At 67.7% G+C, this 25,934-nt stretch carries 21 protein-coding genes and 8 tRNA genes; 21 read left to right on the top strand and 8 right to left on the bottom strand.

The window, feature by feature from the left end; all coding sequences use genetic code 11:
• Positions 1-4: 4 nt before the first annotated feature.
• The 4 genes from ppk1 to NRY95_16650 all read right to left on the bottom strand — a co-directional run bounded on the left by ppk1 (position 5) and on the right by NRY95_16650 (position 5,933).
• Positions 5-2,101: a polyphosphate kinase 1 gene (gene ppk1, locus NRY95_16665; protein ID UYC15333.1), complete on the bottom strand. Its 2,097-nt coding sequence runs from the start codon at positions 2,099-2,101 to the stop codon at positions 5-7.
• Between the two features lie 11 nt (positions 2,102-2,112).
• The gene (gene phoR / locus NRY95_16660) at positions 2,113-3,438 is read right to left on the bottom strand and encodes a phosphate regulon sensor histidine kinase PhoR (protein ID UYC15332.1); all 1,326 of its coding nucleotides are present in this window, start codon (positions 3,436-3,438) and stop codon (positions 2,113-2,115) included.
• 67 nt (positions 3,439-3,505) lie between these two features.
• A complete protein-coding gene (gene phoB, locus NRY95_16655; GenBank protein ID UYC15331.1) occupies positions 3,506-4,195 on the bottom strand; it encodes a phosphate regulon transcriptional regulator PhoB in 690 nt (229 codons plus the stop codon).
• An 82-nt stretch (positions 4,196-4,277) separates the two neighbouring features.
• A complete protein-coding gene (locus NRY95_16650) occupies positions 4,278-5,933 on the bottom strand; it encodes a M48 family metalloprotease (GenBank protein ID UYC15330.1) in 1,656 nt (551 codons plus the stop codon).
• Between the two features lie 169 nt (positions 5,934-6,102).
• On the opposite strand from NRY95_16650, the gene grxC reads away from it, so the two are divergent.
• The 3 genes from grxC to NRY95_16635 all read left to right on the top strand — a co-directional run bounded on the left by grxC (position 6,103) and on the right by NRY95_16635 (position 8,004).
• Positions 6,103-6,414 carry a glutaredoxin 3 gene (gene grxC / locus NRY95_16645; protein UYC15329.1) on the top strand — a complete coding sequence of 104 codons (312 nt, stop codon included), beginning with the start codon at positions 6,103-6,105 and terminating at the stop codon, positions 6,412-6,414.
• On the top strand, positions 6,411-6,821 hold the full coding sequence (locus NRY95_16640; protein UYC15328.1) for a carboxymuconolactone decarboxylase family protein: 411 nt from the start codon (positions 6,411-6,413) through the stop codon (positions 6,819-6,821). The genes grxC and NRY95_16640 overlap by 4 nt, the downstream gene beginning before the upstream one ends.
• Positions 6,822-6,996: 175 nt before the next feature.
• The gene (locus tag NRY95_16635) at positions 6,997-8,004 is read left to right on the top strand and encodes an isocitrate dehydrogenase (GenBank protein UYC15327.1); all 1,008 of its coding nucleotides are present in this window, start codon (positions 6,997-6,999) and stop codon (positions 8,002-8,004) included.
• A 144-nt stretch (positions 8,005-8,148) separates the two neighbouring features.
• On the opposite strand, the gene NRY95_16630 is transcribed toward NRY95_16635, so the two are convergent.
• Positions 8,149-8,922, bottom strand: a complete 774-nt coding sequence (locus NRY95_16630; GenBank protein ID UYC18609.1) for a Bax inhibitor-1/YccA family protein — start codon at positions 8,920-8,922, stop codon at positions 8,149-8,151.
• Positions 8,923-9,079: 157 nt separating this feature from the next.
• Here NRY95_16630 and NRY95_16625 point away from each other — a divergent pair.
• The 4 genes from NRY95_16625 (at position 9,080) to NRY95_16610 (ending at position 9,543) form a co-directional block, all read left to right on the top strand.
• Positions 9,080-9,156: transfer RNA gene (locus NRY95_16625), tRNA-Pro, on the top strand.
• Positions 9,157-9,201: 45 nt separating this feature from the next.
• Positions 9,202-9,278: transfer RNA gene (locus NRY95_16620), tRNA-Arg, on the top strand.
• Positions 9,279-9,314: 36 nt separating this feature from the next.
• A tRNA-His gene (locus NRY95_16615) sits at positions 9,315-9,391 on the top strand.
• Between the two features lie 76 nt (positions 9,392-9,467).
• A tRNA-Lys gene (locus tag NRY95_16610) sits at positions 9,468-9,543 on the top strand.
• A gap of 99 nt (positions 9,544-9,642) precedes the next feature.
• On the opposite strand, the gene NRY95_16605 is transcribed toward NRY95_16610, so the two are convergent.
• Positions 9,643-11,004, bottom strand: a complete 1,362-nt coding sequence (locus NRY95_16605) for a S41 family peptidase (protein UYC15326.1) — start codon at positions 11,002-11,004, stop codon at positions 9,643-9,645.
• Here NRY95_16605 and NRY95_16600 point away from each other — a divergent pair.
• The 11 genes from NRY95_16600 (at position 11,003) to NRY95_16550 (ending at position 21,397) form a co-directional block, all read left to right on the top strand.
• Positions 11,003-11,665, top strand: coding sequence for a helix-turn-helix domain-containing protein (locus tag NRY95_16600; GenBank protein ID UYC15325.1), 663 nt, complete (start codon positions 11,003-11,005; stop codon positions 11,663-11,665). The genes NRY95_16605 and NRY95_16600 overlap by 2 nt on opposite strands.
• 255 nt (positions 11,666-11,920) lie before the next feature.
• Positions 11,921-12,005 (top strand) — tRNA-Leu (locus tag NRY95_16595).
• A 213-nt stretch (positions 12,006-12,218) separates the two neighbouring features.
• Positions 12,219-13,514: a trigger factor gene (gene tig, locus NRY95_16590; protein UYC15324.1), complete on the top strand. Its 1,296-nt coding sequence runs from the start codon at positions 12,219-12,221 to the stop codon at positions 13,512-13,514.
• Positions 13,515-13,650: 136 nt separating this feature from the next.
• Entirely contained in the window at positions 13,651-14,277 is a 627-nt protein-coding gene (gene clpP, locus NRY95_16585; protein ID UYC15323.1) for an ATP-dependent Clp endopeptidase proteolytic subunit ClpP, read from the top strand.
• A gap of 128 nt (positions 14,278-14,405) precedes the next feature.
• Complete coding sequence (gene clpX / locus NRY95_16580; protein ID UYC15322.1) at positions 14,406-15,692, top strand: ATP-dependent Clp protease ATP-binding subunit ClpX; 1,287 nt, start codon at positions 14,406-14,408, stop codon at positions 15,690-15,692.
• 175 nt (positions 15,693-15,867) lie between these two features.
• Entirely contained in the window at positions 15,868-18,342 is a 2,475-nt protein-coding gene (gene lon / locus NRY95_16575; protein UYC15321.1) for an endopeptidase La, read from the top strand.
• Between the two features lie 228 nt (positions 18,343-18,570).
• Positions 18,571-18,843 carry an HU family DNA-binding protein gene (locus tag NRY95_16570; GenBank protein ID UYC15320.1) on the top strand — a complete coding sequence of 91 codons (273 nt, stop codon included), beginning with the start codon at positions 18,571-18,573 and terminating at the stop codon, positions 18,841-18,843.
• A gap of 11 nt (positions 18,844-18,854) precedes the next feature.
• Positions 18,855-18,929: transfer RNA gene (locus NRY95_16565), tRNA-Val, on the top strand.
• A gap of 27 nt (positions 18,930-18,956) precedes the next feature.
• Positions 18,957-19,033: transfer RNA gene (locus NRY95_16560), tRNA-Asp, on the top strand.
• Between the two features lie 116 nt (positions 19,034-19,149).
• Positions 19,150-19,226, top strand: a tRNA-Asp gene (locus tag NRY95_16555).
• Between the two features lie 179 nt (positions 19,227-19,405).
• Entirely contained in the window at positions 19,406-21,397 is a 1,992-nt protein-coding gene (locus NRY95_16550; protein UYC15319.1) for a peptidylprolyl isomerase, read from the top strand.
• Between the two features lie 604 nt (positions 21,398-22,001).
• Here NRY95_16550 and NRY95_16545 read toward each other — a convergent pair.
• Positions 22,002-23,225, bottom strand: coding sequence for a transglycosylase SLT domain-containing protein (locus tag NRY95_16545; protein ID UYC15318.1), 1,224 nt, complete (start codon positions 23,223-23,225; stop codon positions 22,002-22,004).
• A complete protein-coding gene (gloB, locus tag NRY95_16540; GenBank protein UYC15317.1) occupies positions 23,222-23,986 on the bottom strand; it encodes a hydroxyacylglutathione hydrolase in 765 nt (254 codons plus the stop codon). The genes NRY95_16545 and gloB overlap by 4 nt, the downstream gene beginning before the upstream one ends.
• Positions 23,987-23,998: 12 nt before the next feature.
• Here gloB and NRY95_16535 point away from each other — a divergent pair, with 12 nt between their 5' ends.
• Genes NRY95_16535 through dnaQ form a run of 3 tightly spaced genes read left to right on the top strand, consistent with a single transcriptional unit; the run spans position 23,999 to position 25,900 of the window.
• A complete protein-coding gene (locus NRY95_16535) occupies positions 23,999-24,658 on the top strand; it encodes a class I SAM-dependent methyltransferase (GenBank protein ID UYC15316.1) in 660 nt (219 codons plus the stop codon).
• A gap of 13 nt (positions 24,659-24,671) precedes the next feature.
• Entirely contained in the window at positions 24,672-25,130 is a 459-nt protein-coding gene (rnhA, locus tag NRY95_16530) for a ribonuclease HI (protein ID UYC15315.1), read from the top strand.
• A gap of 32 nt (positions 25,131-25,162) precedes the next feature.
• Complete coding sequence (gene dnaQ / locus NRY95_16525) at positions 25,163-25,900, top strand: DNA polymerase III subunit epsilon (protein UYC15314.1); 738 nt, start codon at positions 25,163-25,165, stop codon at positions 25,898-25,900.
• The last annotated feature ends 34 nt before the right edge of the window (positions 25,901-25,934 follow it).

The raw sequence follows: 25,934 nt of genomic DNA, 5'->3' as shown, positions 1-25,934 counted from the left end.
TGGCTCAGAGTCCGTCGAGCAGCGTCAGCTGCGCCGAATGCGGCGGCTGGTCCTGGCCCGGCGCCAGCTTGCGATAGGCGCCGCTGGCGTCCAGTTCCCACGCATTGAGATTGTCGGCCAGATAGTTCTGCAACACCTCGCGATGGATGCGCTTGACCAGATCCGGATCCAGGATCGGGAAGCAAGTCTCCACGCGCCGCAGCAGGTTGCGCTCCAGCCAGTCGGCGCTGGCGCAGAACAGTTCCGGCGCGCCGTCGTTGCCGAACCAGTAGATGCGGCTGTGCTCGAGGAAGCGGCCGACGATCGAACGCACCCGGATGTTGTCCGACACGCCCGGCACCCCGGGGCGCAGCGTGCACGCGCCGCGGATGATCAGGTCGATCTTCACCCCGGCCTGCGAGGCCGCGTACAGCGCGCGGATCACCTGCGGCTCGTTGAGTGCGTTCATCTTGGCGATGATGCGGCCCGGGCGCCCGGCCAGGGCCAGCTTGGTCTCGCGCTCGATCCGGTGCAGCACGCCCGGGTGCAGGGTGAACGGCGACTGCAGCAGGCGCTTGAGGCGGATCTTCGGCGCCAGCCCGGACAACTGCTGGAACAGCAGGTGCACGTCGTTGCAGATGTCCGCGTCGGCGGTGATCAGGCTCAGGTCGGTGTAGGCGCGCGCGGTGCCGCTGTGGTAGTTGCCGGTGCCCAGGTGCACGTAGCGGCGCAGCTTGCGGCCTTCGCGGCGCACGATCAGCAGCATCTTGGCGTGGGTCTTGTAGCCGACCACGCCGTACACCACCTGCACGCCGGCTTCCTGCAGGCGATCGGCCAGGCCCAGGTTGGCTTCCTCGTCGAAGCGCGCGCGCAGCTCGACCACCACGGTCACGTCCTTGCCGTTGCGCGCGGCCAGCACCAGCGCATCGACGATGCCCGAGTCCTTGCCGGTGCGGTACAGGGTCTGCTTGATCGCCAGCACCTGCGGGTCCACCGCGGCCTGCTTGATCAGGTCCAGCACCGCGGTGAACGCGTCGAACGGGTGGTGCAGCAGCACGTCGTCGGCGGCGACGATGGCGAAGATGCCGTCGCTGTCGCGCAGCGTGCGCGGATTCATCGGCGGATACTTCAGCTCCGGGCGCTGCACCAGGTCGTAGACCTGGTTGACCCGGCTCAGATTGACCGGGCCGTTGATGCGGTAGACCGCGTTTTCCGGCAGTTCGAAGTTCTGCAGCAGGGTGCGCACGATCGACTTCGGGCAGTCCTCGGCGATCTCCAGGCGCACCGCCGGCCGGTAGCCGCGGTTGACCAGTTCGTCGCGCAGCGCCAGCGCCAGGTTCTCCACTTCCTCCTCGTCCACCACCAGTTCGGAATTGCGGGTCACGCGGAACTGGTAGGAGCCCATCACCTCCATGCCCGGGAACAGTTCGTCGACGAAGGTGGACAGCACCGAGGACAGGAACACGAAGCTCTGGCCGCCTTCGGACAGGCTTTCCGGCAGCTGGATGATGCGCGGCAGCGAACGCGGCGCGCGCACGATCGCCAGGTGGCCGACGCGGCCGAACGCATCCACGCCCTTCAGCACCACCACGATGTTCAGCGACTTGTTGAGGATCTTGGGGAACGGATGCGCCGGGTCCAGGCCCAGCGGCGACAGCACCGGCATGATCTCGTTGCGGAAATAGGCGCGCAGCCAGCGCTTCTGCCGCGCATTCCAGCTGTTGCGGCCGAGCACGCCGATGCCGGCGTCCTTCAGCGCCGGCCGCAGCACTTCGTTCCAGCAGCGGTACTGGTGATCGACCAGCTGCGCGGCACGGTCGTGGATGGTGTTGAGGATCGCGCTCGAGCTGAGCCCATCGGGCGCCGGCGGCAAGCCGAATTCCAGCGCGTGGCGCACGGTGGCGGCGCGGATCTCGAAGAACTCGTCGAGGTTGGTGCAGGAGATGCACAGGAAACGCAGCCGCTCCAGCAGCGGCACGCTCGGATCCTGCGCCTGCGCCAGTACGCGGAAATTGAAGTCCAGCTGCGACAGTTCGCGGTTGAGATACAGCGACGGGTCGCGCAGCGGGTCGCTGGGAACGTCCGGTGGTGGCGTGGGCGGCAAAGCGGCGGCGCGTGGCATGGCGGTACTCGTTAGGCGGAGGTCAGGGTGGCATGGTCGTGCCGCGGATGCACGCGCCCGGCGCCGAAGTGGCAGGAGAACGTGCTGCCCTTGCCGACTTCGCTTTCGATGTCCAGCCGCGCCTGGTGCAGGCCCAGCACATGCTTGACGATCGACAGTCCCAGTCCGGTGCCGCCGCTTTCGCGCGAACGGCTGCTGGACACGCGGTAGAAGCGTTCGGTGATGCGCGGCAGGTGGTGCGACGGAATGCCGTAGCCGCTGTCGCGCACCGACAGGACCGCGCCGTCGCCTTCGCGGGCGAAGGTGATGCTGACCGAGCCGCCGGCAGGGGTGTAGCGCACTGCGTTGGTGACCAGGTTGGAGAACGCGCTGTGCAATTCCTTGTTGGATCCGACCAGGTCCAGGTCGGCCTCGTCGTGCACCTCGATGCGGTGCCGGCCCTGGCTATGCGCTTCGGCCTCGCGGCGCAGCGTGGCCAGCATCGGCGCCATTGCGATGCTCTCTTCGTTGGCGTGTTCCTGCGATTCCAGCCGCGACAGGGTCAGCAGGTCTTCGACCAGCTGGGTCATGCGCTGCGACTGCTTGCGCATCTCGGCGATCATCGGCCCGGAATCGGGGAAATCCTCCGGGTCGAGCATGTCCAGGTAGCCGTGCACCACGGTCAGCGGCGTGCGCAGTTCGTGCGAGACGTTGGCGACGAAATCGCGGCGCACCTGCTCCAGCTGCAGCAGCTTGCTGACGTCGCGCGCGACCAGCAGCCAGTAGTCGTCGGAGTAGGGGATCAGGCGCAGGTTCAGGCGCAGGCGGTCGTCGATCGGCGAGGGCGTGTCCAGCATCGGCTCGGCGTTGCGGCCGCCGGCCAGCCAGTGCGCCAGCGGCATCGGCTGCAGGCGTTCCACCACCGGCACGTTGAGGTCGCCGGGATGGCGCAGGCCGAGCAGGGTGCCGGCGGCTTCGTTGAACCACTGGATGCGCTGGCTGTTGCGGTCCACCACCACCACCGCGTCGGGCAGCGCGGCGGCGGCGGCGCGGTAGGCGCGCAGCATGTCCAGCAGGCGCCGCTTGCGCGTGCGCATCTCCGCCTGGCTGCGGTACAGCAGCCGGTCCAGCTCGTTCCACACGCCGGTGCCGGCCGGCGGTTCCCAGCGCTGGCGCGCGGTCAGCCGGCGCAGCACCCGGCGCAGGCGCCAGTAGTGCCAGCCCATCACCGCCAGCGACATCAGGGTCAAGGCCATCCACACGTGACCGCCGACCCAGCCGACCAGCACCGCCAGCAGCAGCAGTGCGGCGAGGGTACCGAGGGTCTTGAGCCAGGCGTAACGCATGTGGCGGGGCATCGGGAGCGCGCTCTGTCGCAATGGATCGTATTCGTCGTCCGCCGTTTATAGCAGGCGACGGCGACAGTCAGATGGACGAGGAGAAGCGGTAGCCGGAGCCGCGCACCGTCTGCACCATGTTCTCCACCGCGAACGGCTCCAGGGTCTTGCGCAGCCGGCGGATGTGCACGTCGATGGTGCGCTCCTCGACGTAGACGCTGCCGCCCCAGACGTGGTCGAGCAGCTGCGCGCGGCTGTAGACGCGCTCGGGATGGGTCATGAAAAAGTGCAGCAGGCGGTATTCGGTGGGGCCGATCGGCACCGGCGCGTCGCCGGCGAACACCCGGTGCGCGGCGCCATCGATACGCAGGCTGCCGACCGAGACGCTGCCGTCCTCGTCGTCGTCGCGGGTCCGCCGCATCACCGCGCGGATCCGCGCCAGCAGCTCGCGCGCGGAGAACGGCTTGACCACGTAGTCGTCGACGCCGGCTTCCAGGCCGCCGACCCGGTCGTTCTCCTCGCCGCGCGCGGTGAGCATGATGATCGGCACCTCGCGGGTCATCGCGTCCTTGCGCCAGCGCCGCGCCAGTTCCAGGCCGCTGGTGCCGGGCAGCATCCAGTCCAGCAGGATCAGGTCGGGGACGCGGTCGGCGATGGAGGTCTGCGCTTCCCGCGCGTCGCCGGCATGGACCGGTTCGAAGTCGCCCTTGCGCAGGGCGAACGCCACCATGTCGCGGATGGCGGGTTCGTCGTCGACGATCAGGATGCGTTTCTGCACGACGGCACCGTGGGACTGGGAGGAGAGGTCGCCAGTAGACTACGGTTTTATTACTATTCGATGACGACCGCCACACGGCGTTTCAGCGCTGTTTCACGTCCGGATCCTGCACGCCCTGGCGGCGCAGCTCCAGCACCGTGGGGGTGATGGCGGCGATCCGCGCGTCGATGCGCGCGCGCGCCACGTAGTCGAGGTCGTCGCGCTTCTTCAGGTTGTTCAGCTGGATCAGCGCCTGCTCCGGGCGTCCGTTCAGGTAGGCCGCCTCGGCATAGGCTTCGCCGGCGCGATTGCCGTCGCCGGCCAGTTCGCAGGCGCGGGCGAAGGTGCGCTGGAACACCGGGTCGTCGGCGGCCGCGCTCAGCAGCGGCCGCAGCACCGCCTGCGCGCGCTGCCCGGCGGCGCGACCGCCCTGCTCGTTCAGCGCCGTGGCATAGGTCAGCGCCACCGCGCGGTTGCTCGGCAGGCGCTTGAGCAGGGCGTCGAAGCGCTGGTTGGCCTGCTGGCTGCGGCCGTTGCGCGATTCGGCCTCGGCCACCGCCAGGCTCAGCCACCAACTGTCCGGGTGTGCCTTCAGCAGGTCTTCCAGGGTCTGCATGCCGTCCTGCGGGCTGCCGCCGCCGCGCAGCCGGGCCAGCGCCAGGCCGTAGCGCTGGGCGTCGCTGAGGCCCTGCTTGCTGCCCTGGCGCAGGCCCTCGTATTCGCTTACCGCATCGGCCGGGGTGTTGGCGCTGAGCACGCGCAGGCGCTCGCGGGCCCACTCGAACTGGCCGCTGGCGCCGCGCGAATAGGTCTCGAACGGCAGTTGCAGGCGCCCGGGCAGCAGCGGGTTGCTGGGCGCGCCCAGCGGCTGGCTCAGCGACACGTCGTTGGGATCGACCCGCTCCTGCAAGGTGCCGCCGGGCACGCTGGTGGTCAGGGTCACCGTGTTCTTCTTCATCTGTTCGGCGCGCTGCCGCGCCTCGCTGATGCGGGTGGTGGTGACCGGGTGGGTCATCAGGTAGTCGGGGGTGCTGTAGCCGCCCTGGTTGCCGCGCATCGCCAGCGACATGCGCTCGAAGAAGCCGGCCATCGCGTCCACGTCGTAGCCGCTGCGCGCCAGGGTGCGGATGCCCAGGCGGTCGGCTTCCGATTCGTTGGAACGGGTGTAGTCGATCTGGCGCTGCTGCATCAGCCCCAGGCCGCTGGCGATCGCCGCCTGGGTGGCGTCGCCGCTGGAGCGGCCGCCGGCCTGCTGCGCGGCCACCACCGCGGCGAGCATGCCGAGCAGGATCGGCACCTGGTCGCGCTGCGCCCGCTCCACCCCGCGCAGCACGTGTTGCTGGGTGATGTGCGCGATCTCGTGCGACAGCACCGCGGCGACCTCGTCCTCGCGCTCGGCGGTCAGCACCAGCCCGGCGTTGACCGCGACATAGCCGCCCAGCGTGGCGAAGGCGTTGATCTGGCGATCGCGCAGCATGAAGAACGTGTACTTCTGCTGCGGCTGGTCGCTGTTGGCGCCGAGCCGGGTGCCCATGGTCTGCAGCCAGTCGTCGATCAGCGGATCTTCGAGCACGTAGTCGTAGTTGCGCAGCTCGGCCAGCATCATCTTGCCGTACTCGGCCTGGCGCGCCGGGGTCAGCAGTTCGCCGGCCGAGGAGCCGATGTCCGGCAGCTTGTTCTCCTGCGCCGGCGCCGGCGCCGGGGCGATGGCGACGGCGGTGGCCAGGGTGATCGCGAAGGCAAGCGGCAGCGGGCGCAAGTGAGGCTCCAGGGCAGGGCGGGGTGCCGCGGTGGCGGCGGGCGAATCCGGGGCGATCGAATCGGGGCGATTGAACCGAGGTGATCTGCAGTGTTGCGGCAGCGGACTCGAAAATCCACCTGGCCGCTACCATAGTGGCTTGGACCCCATTTCTTGCCCGGAGTTTCCCGTGGACACCCAACATGCCAACGACGGCCAGGCCGGCGGCCCGCCGATCACCCTGTATTCCACCGCGATCTGCCCGTACTGCGTGGCGGCCAAGAACTTCCTGAAGAGCAAGGGCCGCAGCTGGACCGAGGTGCGCATCGACCTGGACCCGGCCGAGCGCGAGAAGATGGTGGCGCTGGCGCGCCGCACCAGCGTGCCGCAGATCTTCGTCGGCGATACCCATGTCGGCGGCTACGACGACATGATGGCGCTGCACCGCGCCGGCAAGCTGCAGCCGCTGCTCGACGGCCAGGCGCCCGAGGCGCAGGCATGAGTGGGGCGGAGACGGGCGCGGGTGGCGACGGCCAGGACCGGCTGCGCGAGTTCACCGAGTTCCGCCAGCGCATGAACCAGCGCATCCTGGCCGAACCGAACCAGGTGGTGCGGCGCTTCTTCGCGCTCGACACCCAGACCTACCAGGCCGGCGCGCTGGACGTGAAGACCAAGGAACTGCTCGGCCTGGTCGCCTCGCTGGTACTGCGCTGCGACGACTGCATCAGCTACCACGTGGCCCAGTGCAGGGAAGCCGGGGTGGAGCGCGACGAATTCTTCGAGACCTTCTCGGTCGGCCTGGTGGTCGGCGGCTCGATCGTGATCCCGCACCTGCGCCGGGCGGTGGATTTCCTCGACAAGCTCGAGGAAGGCGCGGCCGCTGCGCCGTCGGAGCACGCGCACGGCTGAGTGGCGCCGGAGCCGCCTTGCACGCGCCGCCTGCGGGCGGCGCGCTGCGTTTTGCGCCCGCCGCGGTTTGGGGGCCTTCACCGGCTTCGGGCATAATTACCGGTGAAACCTCCTTGCGCCTGCAGCCCGGGCTTCCGGTCGGCGCGTTCCCCCTCTGTACGGAAACCCCAATCCTATGACGCAGACAATCACGGTCATTCGTGGCGATGGCATCGGCCCCGAGATCATGGACGCCACGCTGTTCGTGCTCGACGCGCTGAACGCCGGCCTCACCTACGAATACGCCGACGCCGGCCTGGTCGCCCTGGAGAAGCACGGCGACCTGTTGCCGGCCGCCACCCTGGACTCGATCCGCAAGAACAAGATCGCCCTGAAGAGCCCGCTGACCACGCCGGTGGGCGAGGGCTTCAGCTCGATCAACGTGGCCATGCGCCGCCAGTTCGACCTGTACGCCAACGTGCGTCCGGCCAAGTCGTTCCCGAACACCAAGTCGCGCTTCGGCGCCGGTGTGGACCTGATCACCGTGCGCGAGAACACCGAAGGCGCCTACCTGAGCGAAGGTCAGGAAGTGTCGGCCGACGGCGAGACCGCGGTGTCGATGGCCAAGGTGACCCGCAAGGGTTCCGAGCGCATCGTCCGCTACGCCTTCGACCTGGCGCGGGCGACCGGCCGCAAGAAGGTCACCGCGGTGCACAAGGCCAACATCATCAAGTCCACCTCGGGCCTGTTCCTGAAGGTGGCGCGCGAAGTGGCGGCGAACTACCCGGAGATCGAGTTCCAGGAAATGATCGTGGACAACGCCTGCATGCAGCTGGTGATGCGTCCGGAGCAGTTCGACATCATCGTCACCACCAACCTGTTCGGCGACATCCTGTCGGACCTGTGCGCCGGCCTGGTCGGCGGCCTGGGCCTGGCCCCGGGCGCCAACATCGGCGTGGACGCGGCGATCTTCGAGGCCGTGCACGGCTCGGCCCCGGACATCGCCGGACAGGGCAAGGCCAACCCGTGCGCGCTGCTGCTGGGCGCGGCGCAGCTGCTGGACCATGTCGGCCAGCCGCAGAACGCCGAGCGCCTGCGCAGCGCCATCGTCGCCACGCTGGAAGCCAAGGACGGGCTGACCCCGGACCTGGGCGGCAGCGGCAACACCATGGGCTTCGCCAAGGCCATCGCCAGCCGCCTCTGAGCGCGCCGGAAGATCGCAAAAAAGAATAAGGGCGCCTCGAGGCGCCCTTTTCTTTTGCTCGGAAGTTCGTCTGAAGCCACTTCCGCGCATCGATCACAGGGAGCCGCTCTTGCGATTCCCCAATCCCGATTCCCGACTCCCGGCTTAATTGCGCGACTGCAACTTCGACAGCAAGCGCAGGAACTCGATGTACAGCCACACCAGGGTGACCATCAGCCCGAACGCGCCGTACCACTCCATGTACTTGGGCGCGCCCTGTTCCACGCCGCTCTCGATGAAGTCGAAGTCCAGCACCAGGTTCAGCGCCGCCACCACCACCACGAACAGGCTGAACAGGATGCCGACCGTGCCGGAAGCGTGGATGTAGGGGATCTGGATATTGAAGAACCCGAGCACGATGGTCGCCAGGTACACCAGCGCAATGCCGCCAGTGGCCGCCACCACGCCCAGCTTGAAGTTCTCGGTGGCCTTGATCAGTCCGCTGCGGTAGGCGAACAGCAGCGCGAACAGGGTGCCGAAGGTCAGCAGCACCGCCTGCAGCACGATGCCGTTGAAGCGGTGCTCGTACAGTGCCGAGATCGAACCCAGGAAGAAACCTTCCACCAGCGCGTACAGCGGCGCGGTGATCGGCGCCCAGGTCTTCTTGAACGTGGTGATCAACGCCAGGATGAAGCCGCCGATGGCGCCGCCCAGCACGTAGCCGATGATGCCCGGCGCGATCACTTCGTTGCCGGCGCCATCAACCGAAATCGACTGGCTCCAGGCGAACGCCGCGGTCAGCACGGTCAACAGCAACAGCGCGCCGGTCTTGTGGATGGTGCCGTTCAGGGTCATCGCCTCGCCGTCGCGCGAAACGACCGCGCCGCTGCCGAGGTCGAGGAAGGTGGATTCCTTCAAGGCGGGGTTGCCGCTGCGGATCATGCTGTTTCTCCCTGTAAAAAAGACGATTGGCCCAGATCGGCCGCAAGTGGCGAGGATAGCGCAGGCGGCGTTGATGCGATGTGCCGTTGACACCGGGCCGCGAGCTTCCCACAATAGCCGACCTTTCCGGCCTCGGCCGCGAGGGATGTTCCGCCGGGGTATAGCGCAGTCTGGTAGCGCGCCTGCTTTGGGAGCAGGATGTCGGGGGTTCGAATCCCTCTACCCCGACCAATCCGATGTCCAAACGGCGGAGAGGAATGCGACAATCCGGCCTGGGCGCCCGTAGCTCAACCGGATAGAGCACCGGCCTTCTAAGCCGGCGGTTACAGGTTCGATTCCTGTCGGGCGCGCCACACCGGTGCCGGGCAGGGTGTTGCAAGAGTTCAATGGTGGCTGTAGCTCAGCTGGTTAGAGTACTGGATTGTGATTCCAGATGTCGGGGGTTCGAGTCCCCTCAGCCACCCCATTGATCGCGTGACCCGCTGCTTCGCGGGGTGTTGCAACGAAGCAAAAAAGCGCATAAAATGCGCGACTCAGTTTCAGGGCCGTTAGCTCAGTTGGTAGAGCAGTTGACTCTTAATCAATAGGTCCAAGGTTCGAATCCTTGACGGCCCACCAAATCAAGCAGCCACTTAGCGCAAGCCAAGTGGCTGTTTTTTTATGCGCCGATCGTGCGCGAGCGCATGCCGGCCATGGCGTCGCTGCCGCGCGACGCGGTCAGCGTTGCGCTGCCGCGATCGCCAGCGCCGCGTCCACCATCGCGTCGGGCCGCAACGGATCGTCATCGATGGCGATGTCCGGGGTCAGCCACATCGGCGTTGCCGCTCCCGACGGCCGCGCCAACAGCAGCCGCGGCGCCCACAGGGCCAGTCCGGTCTGCGGCAGCGCGATCTTCTGCACGCCACCGGTCTGCGTGCTCCTGACGCTGGCGCCTTCTCCGATCAGCGTCCCGGCATGGAAATCCTGCATCGCGTTGGCGAACAGCACCGCCGAGGAATAAGTGCCGGGGCCGATCAGGACGTAGACCTTGCCGCCGAAGTGCAGGGGATCGTCGGTGCGCGGAGCGCTCCACGTCTCCACGGTTCCGCTCAGCACATCGCCCGCCCGTTCGTGTTTCGCAGGGTCGTCGCGAAGCGCTTTCTTGGTGTAGCGCGATGCCCAGCGATAGGGGCGGTCGGCGAGGTAGGGCAGCAGCCCCTGCAGCCACAGCGCATCGTCGCCGCCGCCGTTCTGCCGCACGTCGATGACGAGCGTGCGCGTGCCGCTCGCCTGCATCTGCTGGAACGCGCGATGCGCGAACGCCACGAATGCGGCCGGTTCGGGCCAGGAGAAAGTCCGGATGGTCATGACCGCGGAGGCGTCCGGGCGCAGTCCGAACGCGAACTGCCGGTCGAAATCGTCCTCCCCGACCATGATCGCAGGACGCGCGTGGCTTGCAGGTCGGCGCAGCCGCGCCTGCGGCGGCCCGGCCAATGTCAGTTCGAAGGTCGCGGGCGCGCCATACACCTTCCAGTAGAAGAACCACCAGCGCCGCGACAGCAGGTCGGCGCGGAAGCGCGCGCTGTCGCCGTGCACGTGCGCGAGCAGTGCGCGCGCGACGTCGCCTGCGGGCAGGCCATTGATGGTCTCGACCGAGCTGCCGGCAAGCGCCGTCGCAGCGCCGCCCAGCGCGGAGAGGATCCGCACCCGCGCTTGCGTATCGACCGTGACCTCGAAGGGGAACAGGGCGCCTGCGTCGCGCAGATGCTGTTCCGTCTCTGCGCGCCAGTCGGCGTAGCCGACGAAAAAATGGCCATCGGCAAGCAGCGGGTTGAGCGTGGAGAAGTCCCGCCAGGCCGCATCGCGGTCCAGCCCGGGCGAGGCCCGCTGCCGCAAGGCAGCGATGGCAAGCTGGAGCTGTGCCGGATCGACCGAATGCGACGGATCCGGGTGGGTCGCGGCGATCCCCGCCTGCAGCGCGTCGAGGTCGGCATGGATCTGCTGCGTGCTGTAGCGTTCGGCCGCCTTGGCCGTTGGCGCCAGTGCCGACGCCGCGGCAAGGAAGAAAAGGAATGCATGGAGCGGTTGCGGCCTTCGCATGAAGATCCCCTGGAAATGTTTTGAAAAAGTATCATATAATTTCAACATGACGAAAAACGCCAAGCCGCCGTTCGACGCCACCGCGATCCGGGATCCGGCGCATATCCGTCTGTTGGCGTCCCCGGTGCGCCAGGAACTCGTGGACACGCTGGCGTCGTTGGGGGGAATGGCGACCGTCGCCGAGTTGTCCGAGCAGTTGGGGCGGCCGGCGGATGGGCTCTACTACCATCTGCAGCTCCTCGCCGAGAGCGAACTGGTGCAGGAAGGCGAGGGCGCCGCAGGGGAGCGGGTCTTCCGCTTGGCGGGCGCTGCAGGCGTGCCGCTGCGCCTGTCCTACGACTTGGCCAGCGACGCGGCGTCCGCGGCCCTGGCCGCCTACGCCAAGGGGCTGGCGCAGGTCGCCGAGCGCGATTTCCAGGCCGCCTTGAAACAGCGCAATGTCGAGGTCGACGGCCCCGGCCGGCAACTGTGGGCGGCGCGCAACAAGGGCTGGCTCAACCAGGCGGAACTGGCCGAGGCCAATGCGCTGCTGGGGCGGCTATGCGACCTGCTGAGCCGCCCGCGCGATCCGTCGCGCGATCGGCCGATGTCGCTGGCGTTCGTGCTGGCGCCAGCGGCGGTGCGGGGGCGGCGCAGAGCGCCCAAGGGCGGCCGGGGCTGAAACAGGCTGCGCTTTGCGTCGTCGGCAGGGGGATGGTCGAACCCGGGGTGGCGCTCTGCGCATGGCGGGTCATTGGCGGCTCCGACCCGCGTAAGTCATTGATCGCACGCCCGGGCGGCATCGGTTTTCGATCGCTGCGCAAGCGTCGGCTCCTCGGCGGTGGATCGAGCGGAGCGGCATCGGCTCCGACGGATGCCTTTTTCTTTGCCGGCAGGCCTGCAACAATGCGCGGGCGAGCGCTTCCGGCGCCGCAGCGCGAAAGTGGCGGAATTGGTAGACGCCCTGGTTTTAGGTACCAGTGCCGCAAGGCGTAGGGGTTCGAGTCCCCTCTTTCGCACCATTCCGGCGCCGCTTGCGCGGCCCGCCGCACTCCATGCACCCCCCGCACCCCCGCCGCGCCAGGCCTGCAGCGGCGCCGGCCGACCGGGTGCGCTGGCAGGCACCGCGGGAATAGGCGAAACTATCCGGCTGCGGCGGCCGTCCCGTGCCCGCGTCAACCCGTATTTTTCTACATCGTGCCGAGAGCCGCGGGCTCCCGGTGGCAGGAGTCCACATGCAAGCTTCGATCGAAACCACCGGTACCTTGGAACGGCGTCTGACCTTCACCCTGCCGGAGGAGCGCCTGGAAACCCATATCGGCGGCCGCCTGCGCGAGGTCGCGCGCACCGCGCGGATCAAGGGCTTCCGTCCCGGCAAGATCCCGCCGAAGGTGATCGAGCAGCGCTTCGGGCCGCAGATCCGCGCCGAGGCGCTGGACGGCCTGCTGCGCGAGACCTTCGACTCGGCGGTGCGCGAGCACGAACTGCGCCTGGCCGGCAACCCGCGCATCGACCGCGCCGGCGACAACGAACTGCAGTTCGTGGCCACCTTCGAAGTGGTGCCGGAGTTCGGCGACATCGACGTGGCCAAGCTGGAAGTGATCCGCCACACCGCCGAGGTCACCGACGCCGACATCGAGCAGATGATCGAGAACCTGCGCCTGCAGCGCCGCACCTGGCAGCCCGCCGGGCGTCCGGCGCAGGACGGCGACCTGGTGACCCTGGAAACCTGGTCGCAGGCCGGCGACGAGCGCCTGCCCGCCGAAGGCGTGGAGAAGGGCAGCAGCGTGATCGGCTCGGGCGTCATGTTCCCGGCGATCGAGCAGGGCCTGGTCGGCCTGTCCAGGGACGAGGAAAAGACCCTGACCGTCGATTTCCCGGCCGACTGGCGCGTGCCGCAGTTCGCCGGCAAGCAGGTCCAGGTGCACGTGAAGGCGGTCGACGTCGCCGCGCCGGTGCTGCCGGAGGTGGACAAGGAGTTCATCAAGAGCTTCGGTGTGAAGAGCGGCGATGCCGAGCAGTTCCGCAAGGACATCCGCATCAACCTGGAGCGCGAGCTCAAGGGCGCGCTGATGAACCGGCTGCGCCGCGAGGTCGGCGAGCAGCTGATCGCCGCCTACGCGTCGGTGGAAATGCCGCCGCGGCTGGTCGAGAACGAGGCGCGTTCGATGCTGGCGCAGCAGGTGGAACAGCTGCGCCGCTCCGGCCGCGACCCGGGCCAGGTGCCGGACGACGCCCACCAGGGCTTCGTGGACGCGGCGCGCAAGCGCGTGCTGGTCGGCCTGCTGGTCGGCGAGGTCGCCCGCCGCAACGAGCTGCGCCTGGACCCCAAGCGGGTCTCGGAAACCCTGCGCCTGATCGCCTCGACCTACGAAGAGCCGGAGCAGGTCATTGAGATGTACCGCAACGATCCCCAATTGATGGGGGGACTGCAGAGCCGTGTGATGGAAGAGCAGGTGATCGACTGGATCGCCGAGCGCGCCCAGCACACCGAGCAGGCGATGACGTTCCAGGAAGCGATCCGCCAGTAAGGCGTCGCTTTGCGGCGGCCTGCATATTGCATGCGGGTTGGAGACGCAATCCAGGCCCCCGCAGCCGTGGGGGCGCGACAAGATGCGAAGCCCTGCACATCCCCGTGCAGGTACTACACAAAGCAGGAGTTCCCGCGTGGACAATGTGACCAAGGCGTTGAATCTGGTTCCGATGGTGGTCGAGCAGACCAGCCGCGGCGAGCGTGCCTACGACATCTATTCGCGCCTGCTGAAGGAGCGGCTGATCTTCCTGGTCGGTCCGATCGACGACCACATGGCCAACGTGATCGTGGCGCAGATGCTGTTCCTGGAAGCGGACAACCCGGAAAAGGACATCAACATCTACATCAACTCGCCGGGCGGCGTGGTCACCGCCGGCATGGCGATCTACGACACCATGCAGTACATCAAGCCGGACGTGAGCACCATCTGCATCGGCCAGGCCGCCTCGATGGGCGCGCTGCTGCTGGCCTCGGGTGCGGCAGGCAAGCGTTACGCGCTGCCGAATTCGCGGGTGATGATCCACCAGCCGCTGGGCGGCTTCCAGGGCCAGGCCACCGACATCGACATCCACGCGCGCGAGATCCTGACCCTGCGCGCGCGGCTGAACGAAATCCTGGCCAAGCACACCGGCCAGTCGCTGGAAACCATCGCCCGCGATACCGAGCGCGACAACTTCAAGAGCGCCGTCGACGCGCAGGCCTACGGGCTGGTCGACCAGGTGCTGGAGCGCCGTCCGGAAGAGTCGATCCAGCCGGCATAAGGCTTGCATGTACTGCAAAACGCAGCGTATTCCGCAGGGCCGGGGTCGGGCTAGCGTCCTCCCGGCCCTGTGCTATTCTCGAAATCGAACCCCCGTTCATCGGGTGGGGTAACTGGGTAAGCGAAGCAATGAGCGAAGACCGGCAAGGCCGTTCCGGCGACAGCAACAAGATTCTGTACTGCTCGTTCTGCGGCAAGAGTCAACACGAGGTCCGTAAGCTGATCGCCGGGCCGAGCGTGTTCATCTGCGACGAATGCGTCGAGCTGTGCAACGACATCATCCGCGAGGAGCTGGAGGAGAAGGCGCAGTCCGCACGCAGCAGCCTGCCCAAGCCCAAGGAAATCCTCGAGGTGCTGGACCAGTACGTGATCGGGCAGCTGCGCGCCAAGCGCACGCTCGCCGTGGCCGTGTACAACCACTACAAGCGCATCGAGAGCCGGCAGAAGAACGACGAAGTCGAGCTGGCCAAGTCCAACATCCTGCTGGTCGGTCCGACCGGTTCGGGCAAGACGCTGCTGGCCGAAACGCTGGCGCGCCTGCTCAACGTGCCGTTCACGATCGCCGATGCGACCACGCTGACCGAAGCCGGCTATGTCGGCGAGGACGTGGAGAACATCATCCAGAAGCTGTTGCAGAAGTGCGACTACGATGTCGACAAGGCGCAGCAGGGCATCGTCTACATCGACGAAATCGACAAGATCTCGCGCAAGAGCGAGAACCCGTCGATCACCCGCGACGTGTCCGGCGAAGGCGTGCAGCAGGCGCTGCTGAAGCTGATCGAAGGCACCGTGGCGTCGGTGCCGCCGCAGGGCGGGCGCAAGCATCCGCAGCAGGAGTTCCTGCAGGTGGACACCAAGAACATCCTGTTCATCTGCGGCGGCGCGTTCGCCGGCCTGGACAAGGTGATCCAGCAGCGCTCCAACGACGTCGGCGGCATCGGCTTCGGCGCCAAGGTGAAGAGTTCCGAGCGCAAGCGCGAAGTCGGCAAGATCCTGGCCGAAGTGGAGCCGGAAGACCTGATCAAGTTCGGCCTGATCCCCGAGTTCGTCGGCCGCCTGCCGGTGGTCGCCACGCTCGAGGAACTGGACGAGCCGGCGCTGATCCGGATCCTGACCGAGCCGAAGAACGCGATCACCAAGCAGTTCAAGAAGCTGTTCGAGATGGAAGGCGTGGAGCTGGAATTCCGGCCCGACGCGCTGCTGGCCATCGCCAAGAAGGCGCTCAAGCGCAAGACCGGCGCGCGCGGCCTGCGCACCATCGTCGAGTCGGTGCTGCTGGACACGATGTACGAGTTGCCGTCGCAGGAAAACGTCAGCAAGGTGGTGGTGGACGAGTCGGTGATCGAACACAAGTCCGAGCCGTACCTGATCTACCAGACCCCGCCGCCGGCGCCGAAGGTGGCCTCCGCCGAGTGAGTGTCCGGTGAACCTACGGCGCGGTTGCGCCGCGGTCCTCGCGGCTGGCTAAGCGCTTGAAAGAAAAGGGGCTTTTTCGCTGCCCTTGCATCATCCAGCCGATGGCCCCATAACGGGGCCATCGGCATTTTTATGCCCGCCTTTCCGCATTCCCGCACCCCACATCGGAACCCTCATGGCCCAGTCCAAATCCGAAGTCCTCGACCTGCCGGTCCTGCCGTTGCGCGACGTCGTGGTCTTCCCGCACATGGTCATCCCGCTGTTCGTCGGCCGCGACAAATCGATGCGCGCGCTCGAGCACGCGATGGACGCCGACAAGCGCATTCTGCTGGTCGCGCAGAAATCCGCCGAGACCGACGACCCGGTGGCCGCCGACCTGTACAACGTCGGTACCCTGGCGCAGGTCCTGCAATTGCTGAAGCTGCCCGACGGCACCATCAAGGTGCTGGTCGAGGGACTGTCGCGGGTCAGCGTCGACAAGGTGGTCGAACGCGACGGCGCGCTGCAGGGCGAAGGCAGCGAGATCGATGCGGCCGAGTCGCGCGAGGAGCGCGAGGTCGAGGCGATCGCGCGTTCGCTGATGTCGCTGTTCGAGCAGTACGTCAAGACCAACCGCAAGCTGCCGCCGGAACTGCTGCAGACGCTGTCGGGCATCGACGAGCCCGGGCGCCTGGCCGACACCATCGCCGCGCACATCGGCGTGCGCCTGGCCGACAAGCAGCGCCTGCTGGAAACCCTGGAAGTGGGCGAGCGGCTGGAGACGCTGGTCGGCCTGGTCGACGGCGAGATCGACGTGCAGCAGCTGGAGAAGCGCATCCGCGGCCGGGTCAAGTCGCAGATGGAGAAGAGCCAGCGCGAGTACTACCTCAACGAGCAGATGAAGGCGATCCAGAAGGAACTGGGCGATCTGGACGACGCGCCCGGCGAGCTGGAAGAACTGGCGCGCAAGATCGCCGAGGCGGGCATGCCCAAGCCGGTGGAAACCAAGGCCAAGGCCGAGCTCAACAAGCTCAAGCAGATGTCGCCGATGTCGGCCGAGGCCGCGGTCGTGCGCAACTATCTCGACTGGCTGCTGGGCGTGCCGTGGAAGAAGCGCAGCAAGGTGCGCAAGGACCTGAAGGTCGCGCAGGAAACGCTGGACGCCGACCACTACGGCCTGGAGAAGGTCAAGGACCGCATCCTGGAATATCTGGCGGTGCAGTCGCGGGTGAAGCAGATGAAGGGTCCGATCCTGTGCCTGGTCGGCCCGCCCGGCGTCGGCAAGACCTCGCTCGGCCAGTCCATCGCCAAGGCGACCAACCGCAAGTTCGTGCGCATGTCGCTCGGCGGCGTGCGCGACGAGGCGGAGATCCGCGGGCACCGGCGTACCTACGTCGGCTCGATGCCGGGCCGCATCGTGCAGAATCTCAACAAGGTCGGCAGCAAGAATCCGCTGTTCGTGCTCGACGAGATCGACAAGATGTCGATGGACTTCCGCGGCGATCCGTCCTCGGCGCTGCTGGAAGTGCTCGATCCCGAGCAGAACAACGCCTTCAACGACCACTACCTGGAAGTGGACCTGGACCTGTCCGAAGTGATGTTCGTGGCGACCTCCAACTCGCTGAACATCCCCGGCCCGCTGCTCGACCGCATGGAGGTGATCCGCATCCCCGGCTACACCGAGGACGAGAAGCTCGCCATCGCCATGCGCTACCTGGTGCCCAAGCAACTGAAGGCCAACGGCCTGAAGGGCGACGAGCTGGAGATCGCGGCCGACGCGATCCGCGACATCGTGCGCTACTACACGCGCGAGTCCGGCGTGCGCAACCTCGAGCGCGAAGTCGCCAAGATCTGCCGCAAGGTGGTCAAGGAAATCGCGTTGGCCGGTCCGCAGCCGGCGGTGGCCAAGAAGGCGCCGGCGAAGAAGGGCGCGGCGGTGCGCAAGGACAAGGCGCGGGTCAGCGTCGGCTCCAAGAACCTGGACAAGTACCTGGGCGTGCGCCGCTTCGATTTCGGCCGTGCCGAGGAGCAGAACGAAGTCGGCCTGGTCACCGGCCTGGCCTGGACCGAAGTCGGCGGCGATCTGCTGCAGATCGAATCGACCCTGGTTCCCGGCAAGGGCGCGGTGATCCTGACCGGCCAGCTCGGCGACGTGATGAAGGAATCGGCCTCGGCGGCGCTGTCGGTGGTGCGTTCGCGCGCCGAGCGGCTCGGCATCGAGGTCGACTTCCTGCAGAAGCACGACGTGCATCTGCACGTGCCCGACGGCGCCACGCCGAAGGACGGCCCCAGCGCCGGTATCGCGATGGTGACCTCGCTGGTGTCGATGCTGACCAAGGTGCCGGTCAAGGCCGATGTGGCGATGACCGGCGAGATCACCTTGCGCGGCCGCGTCTCGGCGATCGGCGGGCTCAAGGAGAAGCTGCTGGCGGCGCTGCGCGGCGGCATCCATACGGTGATCATCCCGGAGGAGAACCGCAAGGATCTGGCCGACATTCCGGACAACGTCACCCGCGACCTGAAGATCGTGCCGGTCAAGTGGATCGACGAAGTGCTCGACCTGGCGCTGGAGACGCCGTTGAAGCCGAAGGCCGCCGCCGCCGGCGAAGCTGCGCCGGTGCGGCGCAAGCCCAAGCCGAAAGCATCCTCGAGCGCGCGCGTCAAGCACTGAAAGGCGCTGAACCGTATCCGCCCAAGTGGCTCAAACCCGCGCCGTTGCTGGCTTTTCGGCTTGCGCGGGTGGGGGGGCGCTGGTATAAATGCACGACTTGCGAGCACTGCGAACGCGCGTGCTTGGTAGTAAAAAAATCAATCGGGGTCTCGTCGCAGACGAGGCAGGCCAAGCCGACACCCGATCCTCAATTCCGCGGTTTTCTGCCGCACATGGAGTCATCAAGAAATGAATAAAGCCGAACTGAACGACGCTATCGCCGCCGCTGCGGATATCTCCAAGGCCGAAGCCGGTCGCGCCGTCGACGCCTTCGTGTCCGAAGTCACCAAGGCGCTCAAGAAGGGCGACAGCGTGACCCTCGTGGGCTTCGGCACCTTCCAGGTGCGCGACCGTGCCGAGCGCACCGGCCGCAACCCGAAGACCGGCGACTCGATCAAGATCGCCGCGTCGAAGAATCCGACCTTCAAGGCTGGCAAAGCGCTGAAGGATGCCGTAAACTAATCGACTCGCTAGGGTGCTTAGCTCAGCGGTAGAGCGTCTCCTTTACACGGAGAGGGTCGGGGGTTCGAAACCCTCAGCACCCACCAGGGCACCGAGCGACAAGTTTCAAAAGCGGAGTGGTAGTTCAGTCGGTTAGAATGCTGGCCTGTCACGCCGGAGGTCGCGGGTTCGAGTCCCGTCCACTCCGCCAGTTGCACCGAAGCCCCTGAGAAATCGGGGGTTTCGTTTCTCGAAGCATCCGCCGCGCCCTGCGCTGCGCAGATACCCAGAGATTGCGGGCCTCGTGCCTGCCTCCGTTCAAAAAGCGGAGTGGTAGTTCAGTCGGTTAGAATGCTGGCCTGTCACGCCGGAGGTCGCGGGTTCGAGTCCCGTCCACTCCGCCAGTTTTGTACGCGAAACCCCCGAGCGATCGGGGGTTTCTTTTTTCCGGAGTGCGCCGCCTGGCATGGCCGCGCGCGCCGCGGATGTTCTTGCGGGCCAGGTCCCGCGGCACGCCATTCCGCCGCAGGGCATGAAGCGGGTTAAACTGCGCGGCTCGCCAACAGGCCTCGGTTCCCAACCAATGCTGCAGAAACTCCGCGAAAAGACCTCGGGCTGGATCGCCACCGCGATCATCGGCCTGTTGATGATTCCGTTCCTGTTCGTCATCGACAGCAGTTATCTCGGTGGCGTCGGTGCCAACAACGTCGCCAAGGTACAGGCGCCGCCGTCATGGTGGTCGTCGGCACCGTCGTGGTGGCCGGCCTCGCTGCTGTGGCGTCACCACGAGGTGAGCACCGAGCAGTTCCGTGCGCGCTTCGAGGAAGCGCGGCAGCAGGCGCGCGAGCAGCAGGGCGAGAACTTCGATCCGCGCGAGTTCGAGAGCGCCGACAACAAGCGCAAGGTGCTCGACCAGTTGATCGACGAGCAGGTGGTGAAGCTGGCCGCCGAGCAGGCGCACGTGGTCGTCGGCGATGCCGCGATACGCGACTACATCAGCACCATTCCGGCGTTCCAGAAGGACGGCAAGTTCGATCCGGAACGTTACCGCCTGGCGTTGGCCTCGACCATGCCGCCGCGGACGCCGGCGATGTTCGACCAGCTGGTGCGCGACGGCATGCAGCAGTCGTTGATCCCGTCGGCGCTGATGGAGTCGGCGTTCGCGACCCGGCAGGAAACCGAGCGCCTGCTGAAGATGCTCGGCGAAACCCGCGACGTTGACCTTGCGCTGTTGCCGGAACAGCCGGCCGACACCACCCCGGTCAGCGACGCGCAGGTGCAGCAGTGGTACGACGCGCACCAGGCCGACTTCAAGCAGCCGGAGCGGGTGTCGATCGAATACGTCGAACTGGACGCGAGCAAGCTGCCGGCGGCCAAGCCGGCCGACGAGGCGACGCTGCGCAAGCGCTACGAGGACGAGCAGGCCCGTTTCGTCGAGCCCGATCAGCGCCTGACCTCGCACATCCTGATCAGCGCCGGCAAGGATCCCGCCTCGCAGAAGGCGGCCGAGGCCAAGGCCGCCAAGCTCGCGGCCGAGGCCAGGCAGCCTGGCGCCGATTTCGCCGCGCTGGCCCGCGCCAATTCCGAGGATCCGGGTTCCAAGAATGCCGGTGGCGACCTGGGCTGGGTCGAGCGGGGCGTGATGATCAAGCCGTTCGAGGACGCCTTGTTCGCGATGAAGGCCGGCGACATCGTCGGCCCGGTGAAGAGCGAGTTCGGCTACCACGTGATCCAGCTGCGCGAGATCAAGGGCGGCCAGGGCAAGAGTTTCGAGCAGGTGCGCGACCAGCTGGCCGGCGAGCAGCTGCAGGCCGACAACGAGAAGGTCTACAGCGATCTGAGCGGCAAGCTGGTCGACCTTGTGCTGAAGAACCCGACCGCGCTGGCGCCGGCGGCCAAGGACGTTGGCTTGCCGGTGCAGACCCTGGGACCGTTCTCGCGCGCCGACGCCAGCGGCGTCGCCGCGCAGCCGGCGGTGCTGCGCGCGGCGTTCTCCGACACGCTGGTGCAGGACGGCACGGTCAGCGATCCGATCACCCTGGGCCCGAACCACAGCGTGCTGATCCGCGTCACCCAGCACCTGCCCGAGCAGACCCAGCCGCTGGCCAAGGTGCGCGAGCAGGTGGTGGCCGCGGTGCATGCCGATCGCACCGCCAAGGCGGCCGCGGCGAAGGCCGACGCGCTGCTGGAGAAGCTGCGCAAGGGCGAAACGCTGCAGGTGCTGGCCGGCCCGGAGAAGCTGCAGATCAACCCGATGCCGGGGCTGCCGCGCACCGTGCCGATGCCGAGCCCGGAAGCCAACCGCGCGATCTTCAGCGCGCCGCTGCCGGCCGCGGGCAAGCCGTCGGTAGGCAAGGTCGAGCTGTCGGCGAACGGCGTGCCGGGCGGCGCCAAGCGCTACGCGCTGTTCGTGCTCAACAAGGTGAATCCGGGCGACCTGAGCAAGGTGCCGGCGGAACAGCAGGCGACGCTGAAGCAGCAGTTGGGCCAGATCGAAGGCGCCGCCGCGGCGAAGGCGTATATCGATGCGATGCGCAAGCGCTACAAGGTCAGCGTGCAGGAAGCGGATCTGTAATCGCCGTCTGCGCCGATGCGTGATGCGAACAAGCCCGGTCCTGCCGGGTTTGTTCGTTTGTGGGTCTGCACTCCGGGCACTTGAGACATTCGGCACTCCGGCACACGGAGCACTAGGGATCACTTGGGACATTCGGATGTGCGGTGATGTGCCGCGCGATCATGCGTCGTGACGCGGTCGCTGCGGCAGGGCCGCAAGGGCGGCAAGGAAGTGTGCAGGTGCTTCGCGCATGCGCTGGTGCGTCGTACCCTCATCCGCCCCTTCGGGGCACCTTCTCCCGAGGGGAGAAGGGAGCGCCAGTGCGCGCGGTGTGGCCGCTGACGCGCGCGCGGGCCATCGGTGCGGGCGCGTGACGCACGTGCAGGGCGGTCGCGCTCGGCAGCGTCAGCGCCGTTGGCCATGATCGCTGGCGACATGGGGCGGCCCATGCCTGCCTTGGACCGCGGCGCTGACCAAGGCGGGAGCGCTTGACGCTCTCGCTTCTCTCAACTGTTCGCCAAGCTGTTGGAGCGATTTCAGTCGCTCCCGCAAGTGGCATCCTGCGTTGGCCGGGGTCGGCAGCGCTGCCGGTTGCCGCTCTCGCGGTCTCGCCGGCTCCCTGTGCCTATTCCTCGTAGCTCAGCACCATGCCCGGGCGCAGCACGCTGCGCGCGGACAGGCCGTTCTTCGCCAACAGCGTCTGCACGGTGATGCCGTAGCGCTTGGCGATGGTCCAGGCGGTGTCGCCGTCGCGGACCGTGTGGGTGCGCCGCGCCGATGGCGTACGCGAGCGAATGCGCGGCGGGGTGGGCTCGGCGATGCTGGCGACGGCACGCGTCGCCGGTGCTTCGGCCTGCGGCTGCGTCGCCGCGGCCATGGCATCGGCGGCGGACGTGGCGCTGCTGCTGCCGTTGCCGACCGGCGCCAGGACCGGCAGCGCGCGTCTGCTGCTGCGTGCGCTGCCCAGCGCCGGGTTCAGCCGCGCGACCTGGTTGCCCTGCAGCGCCTGCTGCTGCGCCCACTCGTCCAGCGCCATGCCGGCGGGCAGGGTGCGCGCTTGCAGGATCGGCACCTCGCGGTCCAGCGAGGCCATCCATTCGTCGCGGGTCTGCGCCTGCTCCAGCACGCAAGCCAGCGCGTGCAGCTTCTCGACGTAGGCATAGGTGATCGGCGACAGCCCCGGCAACTTGGCCGGCTGCGCGTTCTGCGCGTTCATCCCGGCGCGGCGCATCGACTGCAGCACGCGGTATTCGCCGGCGTTGTAGGCCATGATCGCCAGGCGCCAGTCGCCGCCGAACATGCCGTGCAAGGTCTTCAGATAACGCACCGCGGCGCGGGTGGAGTCCACTGCGGACAGGCGGCCGTCGTAGCCGCCTTCGACCGGCACGTCGTGGTTGCGGGCGGTATCGGCGATGAACTGCCACAGCCCGGCCGGACCGCCGCTGTTGCGCGCGGCGGGGCGGTAGCCGCTCTCCACGAACGGGATCAGCGCGAACTCGGTCGGCAGGTCGGCGGCACGCAATTCGTCCACCACGTAGCCGAACAGCGGCAGCACGTCCTCGTCCTCGTTGGCCAGCCGCGCCGGCGCGCGCGAGAACTGCTGCTTCCAGCGCGCATCGGTGTCGCCGCCGTCGCACTGCGCGTCGGCCAGGCCGTCGCGGAAGCTGGCGAGGATGGTGTGGCCGTTACGCGTGGTCGCCGGCGGCAGCGCGGCGGCGTCCATCGGCAACACGTTCAGTCCGGCGACGGTCTGCTCCAGCGCCGCACCGATGGGGGCCGCCGCATTCGCGGAAGGGGCTGCCGAGGCGATCGCCAGCGTCAGCGCCGCCGTCAAAAGCAGCGACCTCATGCGCGAAAATCGTCTTTCCAGCGCCTTAATTCGGCGAATACTTCCACTTCGTCGCGGGCGCCGCGGCCGAGCCTGGCGCCGACCGCCTGCTGGATCGCCGCCGAGGCGGTGCGCAGGAACGGATTGGTCGCCACTTCGCTGGCGAGACTGACGGGAACAGTGGGACGGGCGGCATGACGCATGGCCTGGACTTCCTGATGGCGCTGCCGCAAGGCAGCGTTGGTGGGATCGACCGTGACGGCGAATGCCGCATTGGCCAGGGTGTATTCGTGTCCGCAACACACCAGCGTGGCGCCCGGGAGAGCGGCCAGCCGTTGCAGCGAACCCAACATCTGGGAGGGCGTACCTTCGAACATGCGTCCACAGCCCAGGCTGAACAGCGTATCGCCGCTGAACAGATGACCATGGCCGACATAGGCCACGTGCGTGCGCGTATGCCCAGGCACGGCAAGGGTCTGCAACTCCCAATGCAGCATCTGGACGCGCTCGCCGTCGCCGACACGCTGGCTGGCGAACGGGATCCGCGGGTCTTCCGGGGCGTACACCGGCAGGTCCGGCCAGCGCTCGCGCAAGGCGGCCACGCCGCCGATGTGGTCGTCGTGATGGTGGGTCAGCAGTACCGCGGCCGGTTGCAGGCCTTGCGCGGCGGCCTCGAACACCGGCTCGGCCTGGCCGGGGTCGACCAGCAAGGCGCGGCCATCCGCGGCGGCGATCGCCCAGATGTAATTATCCTGGAATGCGGGCAGGGCGATCAGTCGCATAGAATTGGCACCATGCCTGCCACCCCGTTCCCTCGTCAAGCCGCCGTCTCATCCTGGTTTGATACGGCGGTGGCACAGCAACTGCTGCAGGCCGAGCAGCCGTTGATCCTGGAGGCCTTGCTCGGACGCCCCGCGCAGCCCTGGTTGTGGCTGGCGCCGGTGCCGTTCGCGCCGCTGGCGCGCGAGCTGCCGGGGCGCGGCGTACGCCTGCATCGCACCGTGCGCGGCTATGCCGGCGACCTGGTGTGCCGGCTGCCGCTGCCGCTGCCCTCGGAAAGCGTCAACGCGATCGTGCTGCAGCATGTGCTCGGCGCCGACGCCGCGGCGTTGCTGGAAGAATGCGAGCGGGTGCTGCTGCCGGGCGGGCGGCTGTGGCTGTTCGCGCTCAACGCGGTGAGCCCGTACCGGCTGCGCTGGCGCCGGCAGGGCCTGGTGGCGCGGCCGCCGGGTAGCTGGCGCGGCCTGCTGGAGCAGGTCGGGCTGCCATGCACCGACCCGCTGCGCTATCTGGGTCCGGTCTGGCCGACCCGCAGCGGCGTCGGCTCGGCGACCTCCGGCGCGCCGCTGCGTGCGGTGTGCCTGCTGCAGGCGGAAAAACGCACGGCCGCCGGCATCGGTCCCATTCCGTTGCGCGCGCCGGTACGCTGGCGCGGTTCGGCCGCCTCCATCTGATTCCTGGACGACCATGAAGACTGTTGATATCCATACCGACGGCGCCTGCCTCGGCAATCCCGGCCCCGGCGGCTGGGCCGCGCTGCTGCGCTACAAGGGCCTGGAGCGCGAAGTCGCCGGCGCCGAGGCGCATACCACCAACAACCGCATGGAGCTGATGGCCGCGATCATGGCGCTGGAGACGCTCAGCGAGCCGTGCCAGATCGTGCTGCATACCGATTCGCAGTACGTGCGCCAGGGCATCACCGAATGGATGCCGGGCTGGGTGCGGCGGCACTGGAAGACCGCCGGTGGCGATCCGGTCAAGAACCGCGACCTGTGGGAGCGGCTGCACGCCGCCGCGCAGCGGCACACGATCGACTGGCGCTGGGTCAAGGGCCATAGCGGCGATCCGGACAACGAGCGGGTGGACGTGCTGGCGCGCAACCAGGCGCTGCGGGTGCGCGCCGGCGGCGCCGCGGTCGCGTCCTGATCCTTCCCACGCCTCATCCTGCAGCGAGCCCCATGCGTCAGATCATCCTCGATACCGAAACCACTGGCCTGGAATGGAAGAAGGGCAACCGCGTCGTCGAAATCGGCGCGGTGGAACTGCTCGAGCGCCGCCCCAGCGGGCGCAACTTCCACCGCTACCTGCGCCCGGACTGCGACTTCGAACCCGGCGCGCAGGAAGTCACCGGCCTGACCCTGGAATTCCTCGCCGACAAGCCGGAGTTCTACGAGGTGGTGGACGAGTTCCTGGCGTTCATCGACGGCGCCGAGCTGATCATCCACAACGCCTCGTTCGATCTGGGCTTCCTCGACTACGAACTGTCGCGGCTGGGCGACTCTTACGGGCGCGTCCTCGACCGCGCCACGGTCATCGACACGCTGCTGCTGGCGCGCGAGCGCTTCCCGGGCCAGCGCAATTCGCTGGACGCGCTGTGCAAGCGGCTGGGTGTGGACAACTCGCACCGGCAACTGCACGGCGCGCTGCTCGATGCGCAGATCCTCAGCGATGTCTACATCGCGCTGACCTCGGGGCAGGAGGAGATCGGCTTCGCCCTGGCCGACGAGCGCGGCAACCACGCCGATGGTCAACGCGCGGTGTTCGACATGGCGACGTTGCTGCCGCGGCCGCGGGTGCTGCCGACCGCATCGGAACTGGAGGCGCACCAGGCGCGGCTGGAAAAGCTGCGCAAGAAGGCCGGACGCGCGCTGTGGGACGCCGCCGAGCCGGCGCTCGCCGAGGCCGTGGCTGGCTGAGCAGCCGCAGCGCGGGGATGCGGCATGTGTCGGC

The sequence above is a fragment of the Xanthomonas campestris pv. phormiicola genome (assembly GCA_025666215.1).
Taxonomy (GTDB): Bacteria; Pseudomonadota; Gammaproteobacteria; order Xanthomonadales; family Xanthomonadaceae; genus Xanthomonas_A; species Xanthomonas_A campestris_A.
This window is presented reverse-complemented; position numbering and strand designations above follow the sequence as displayed.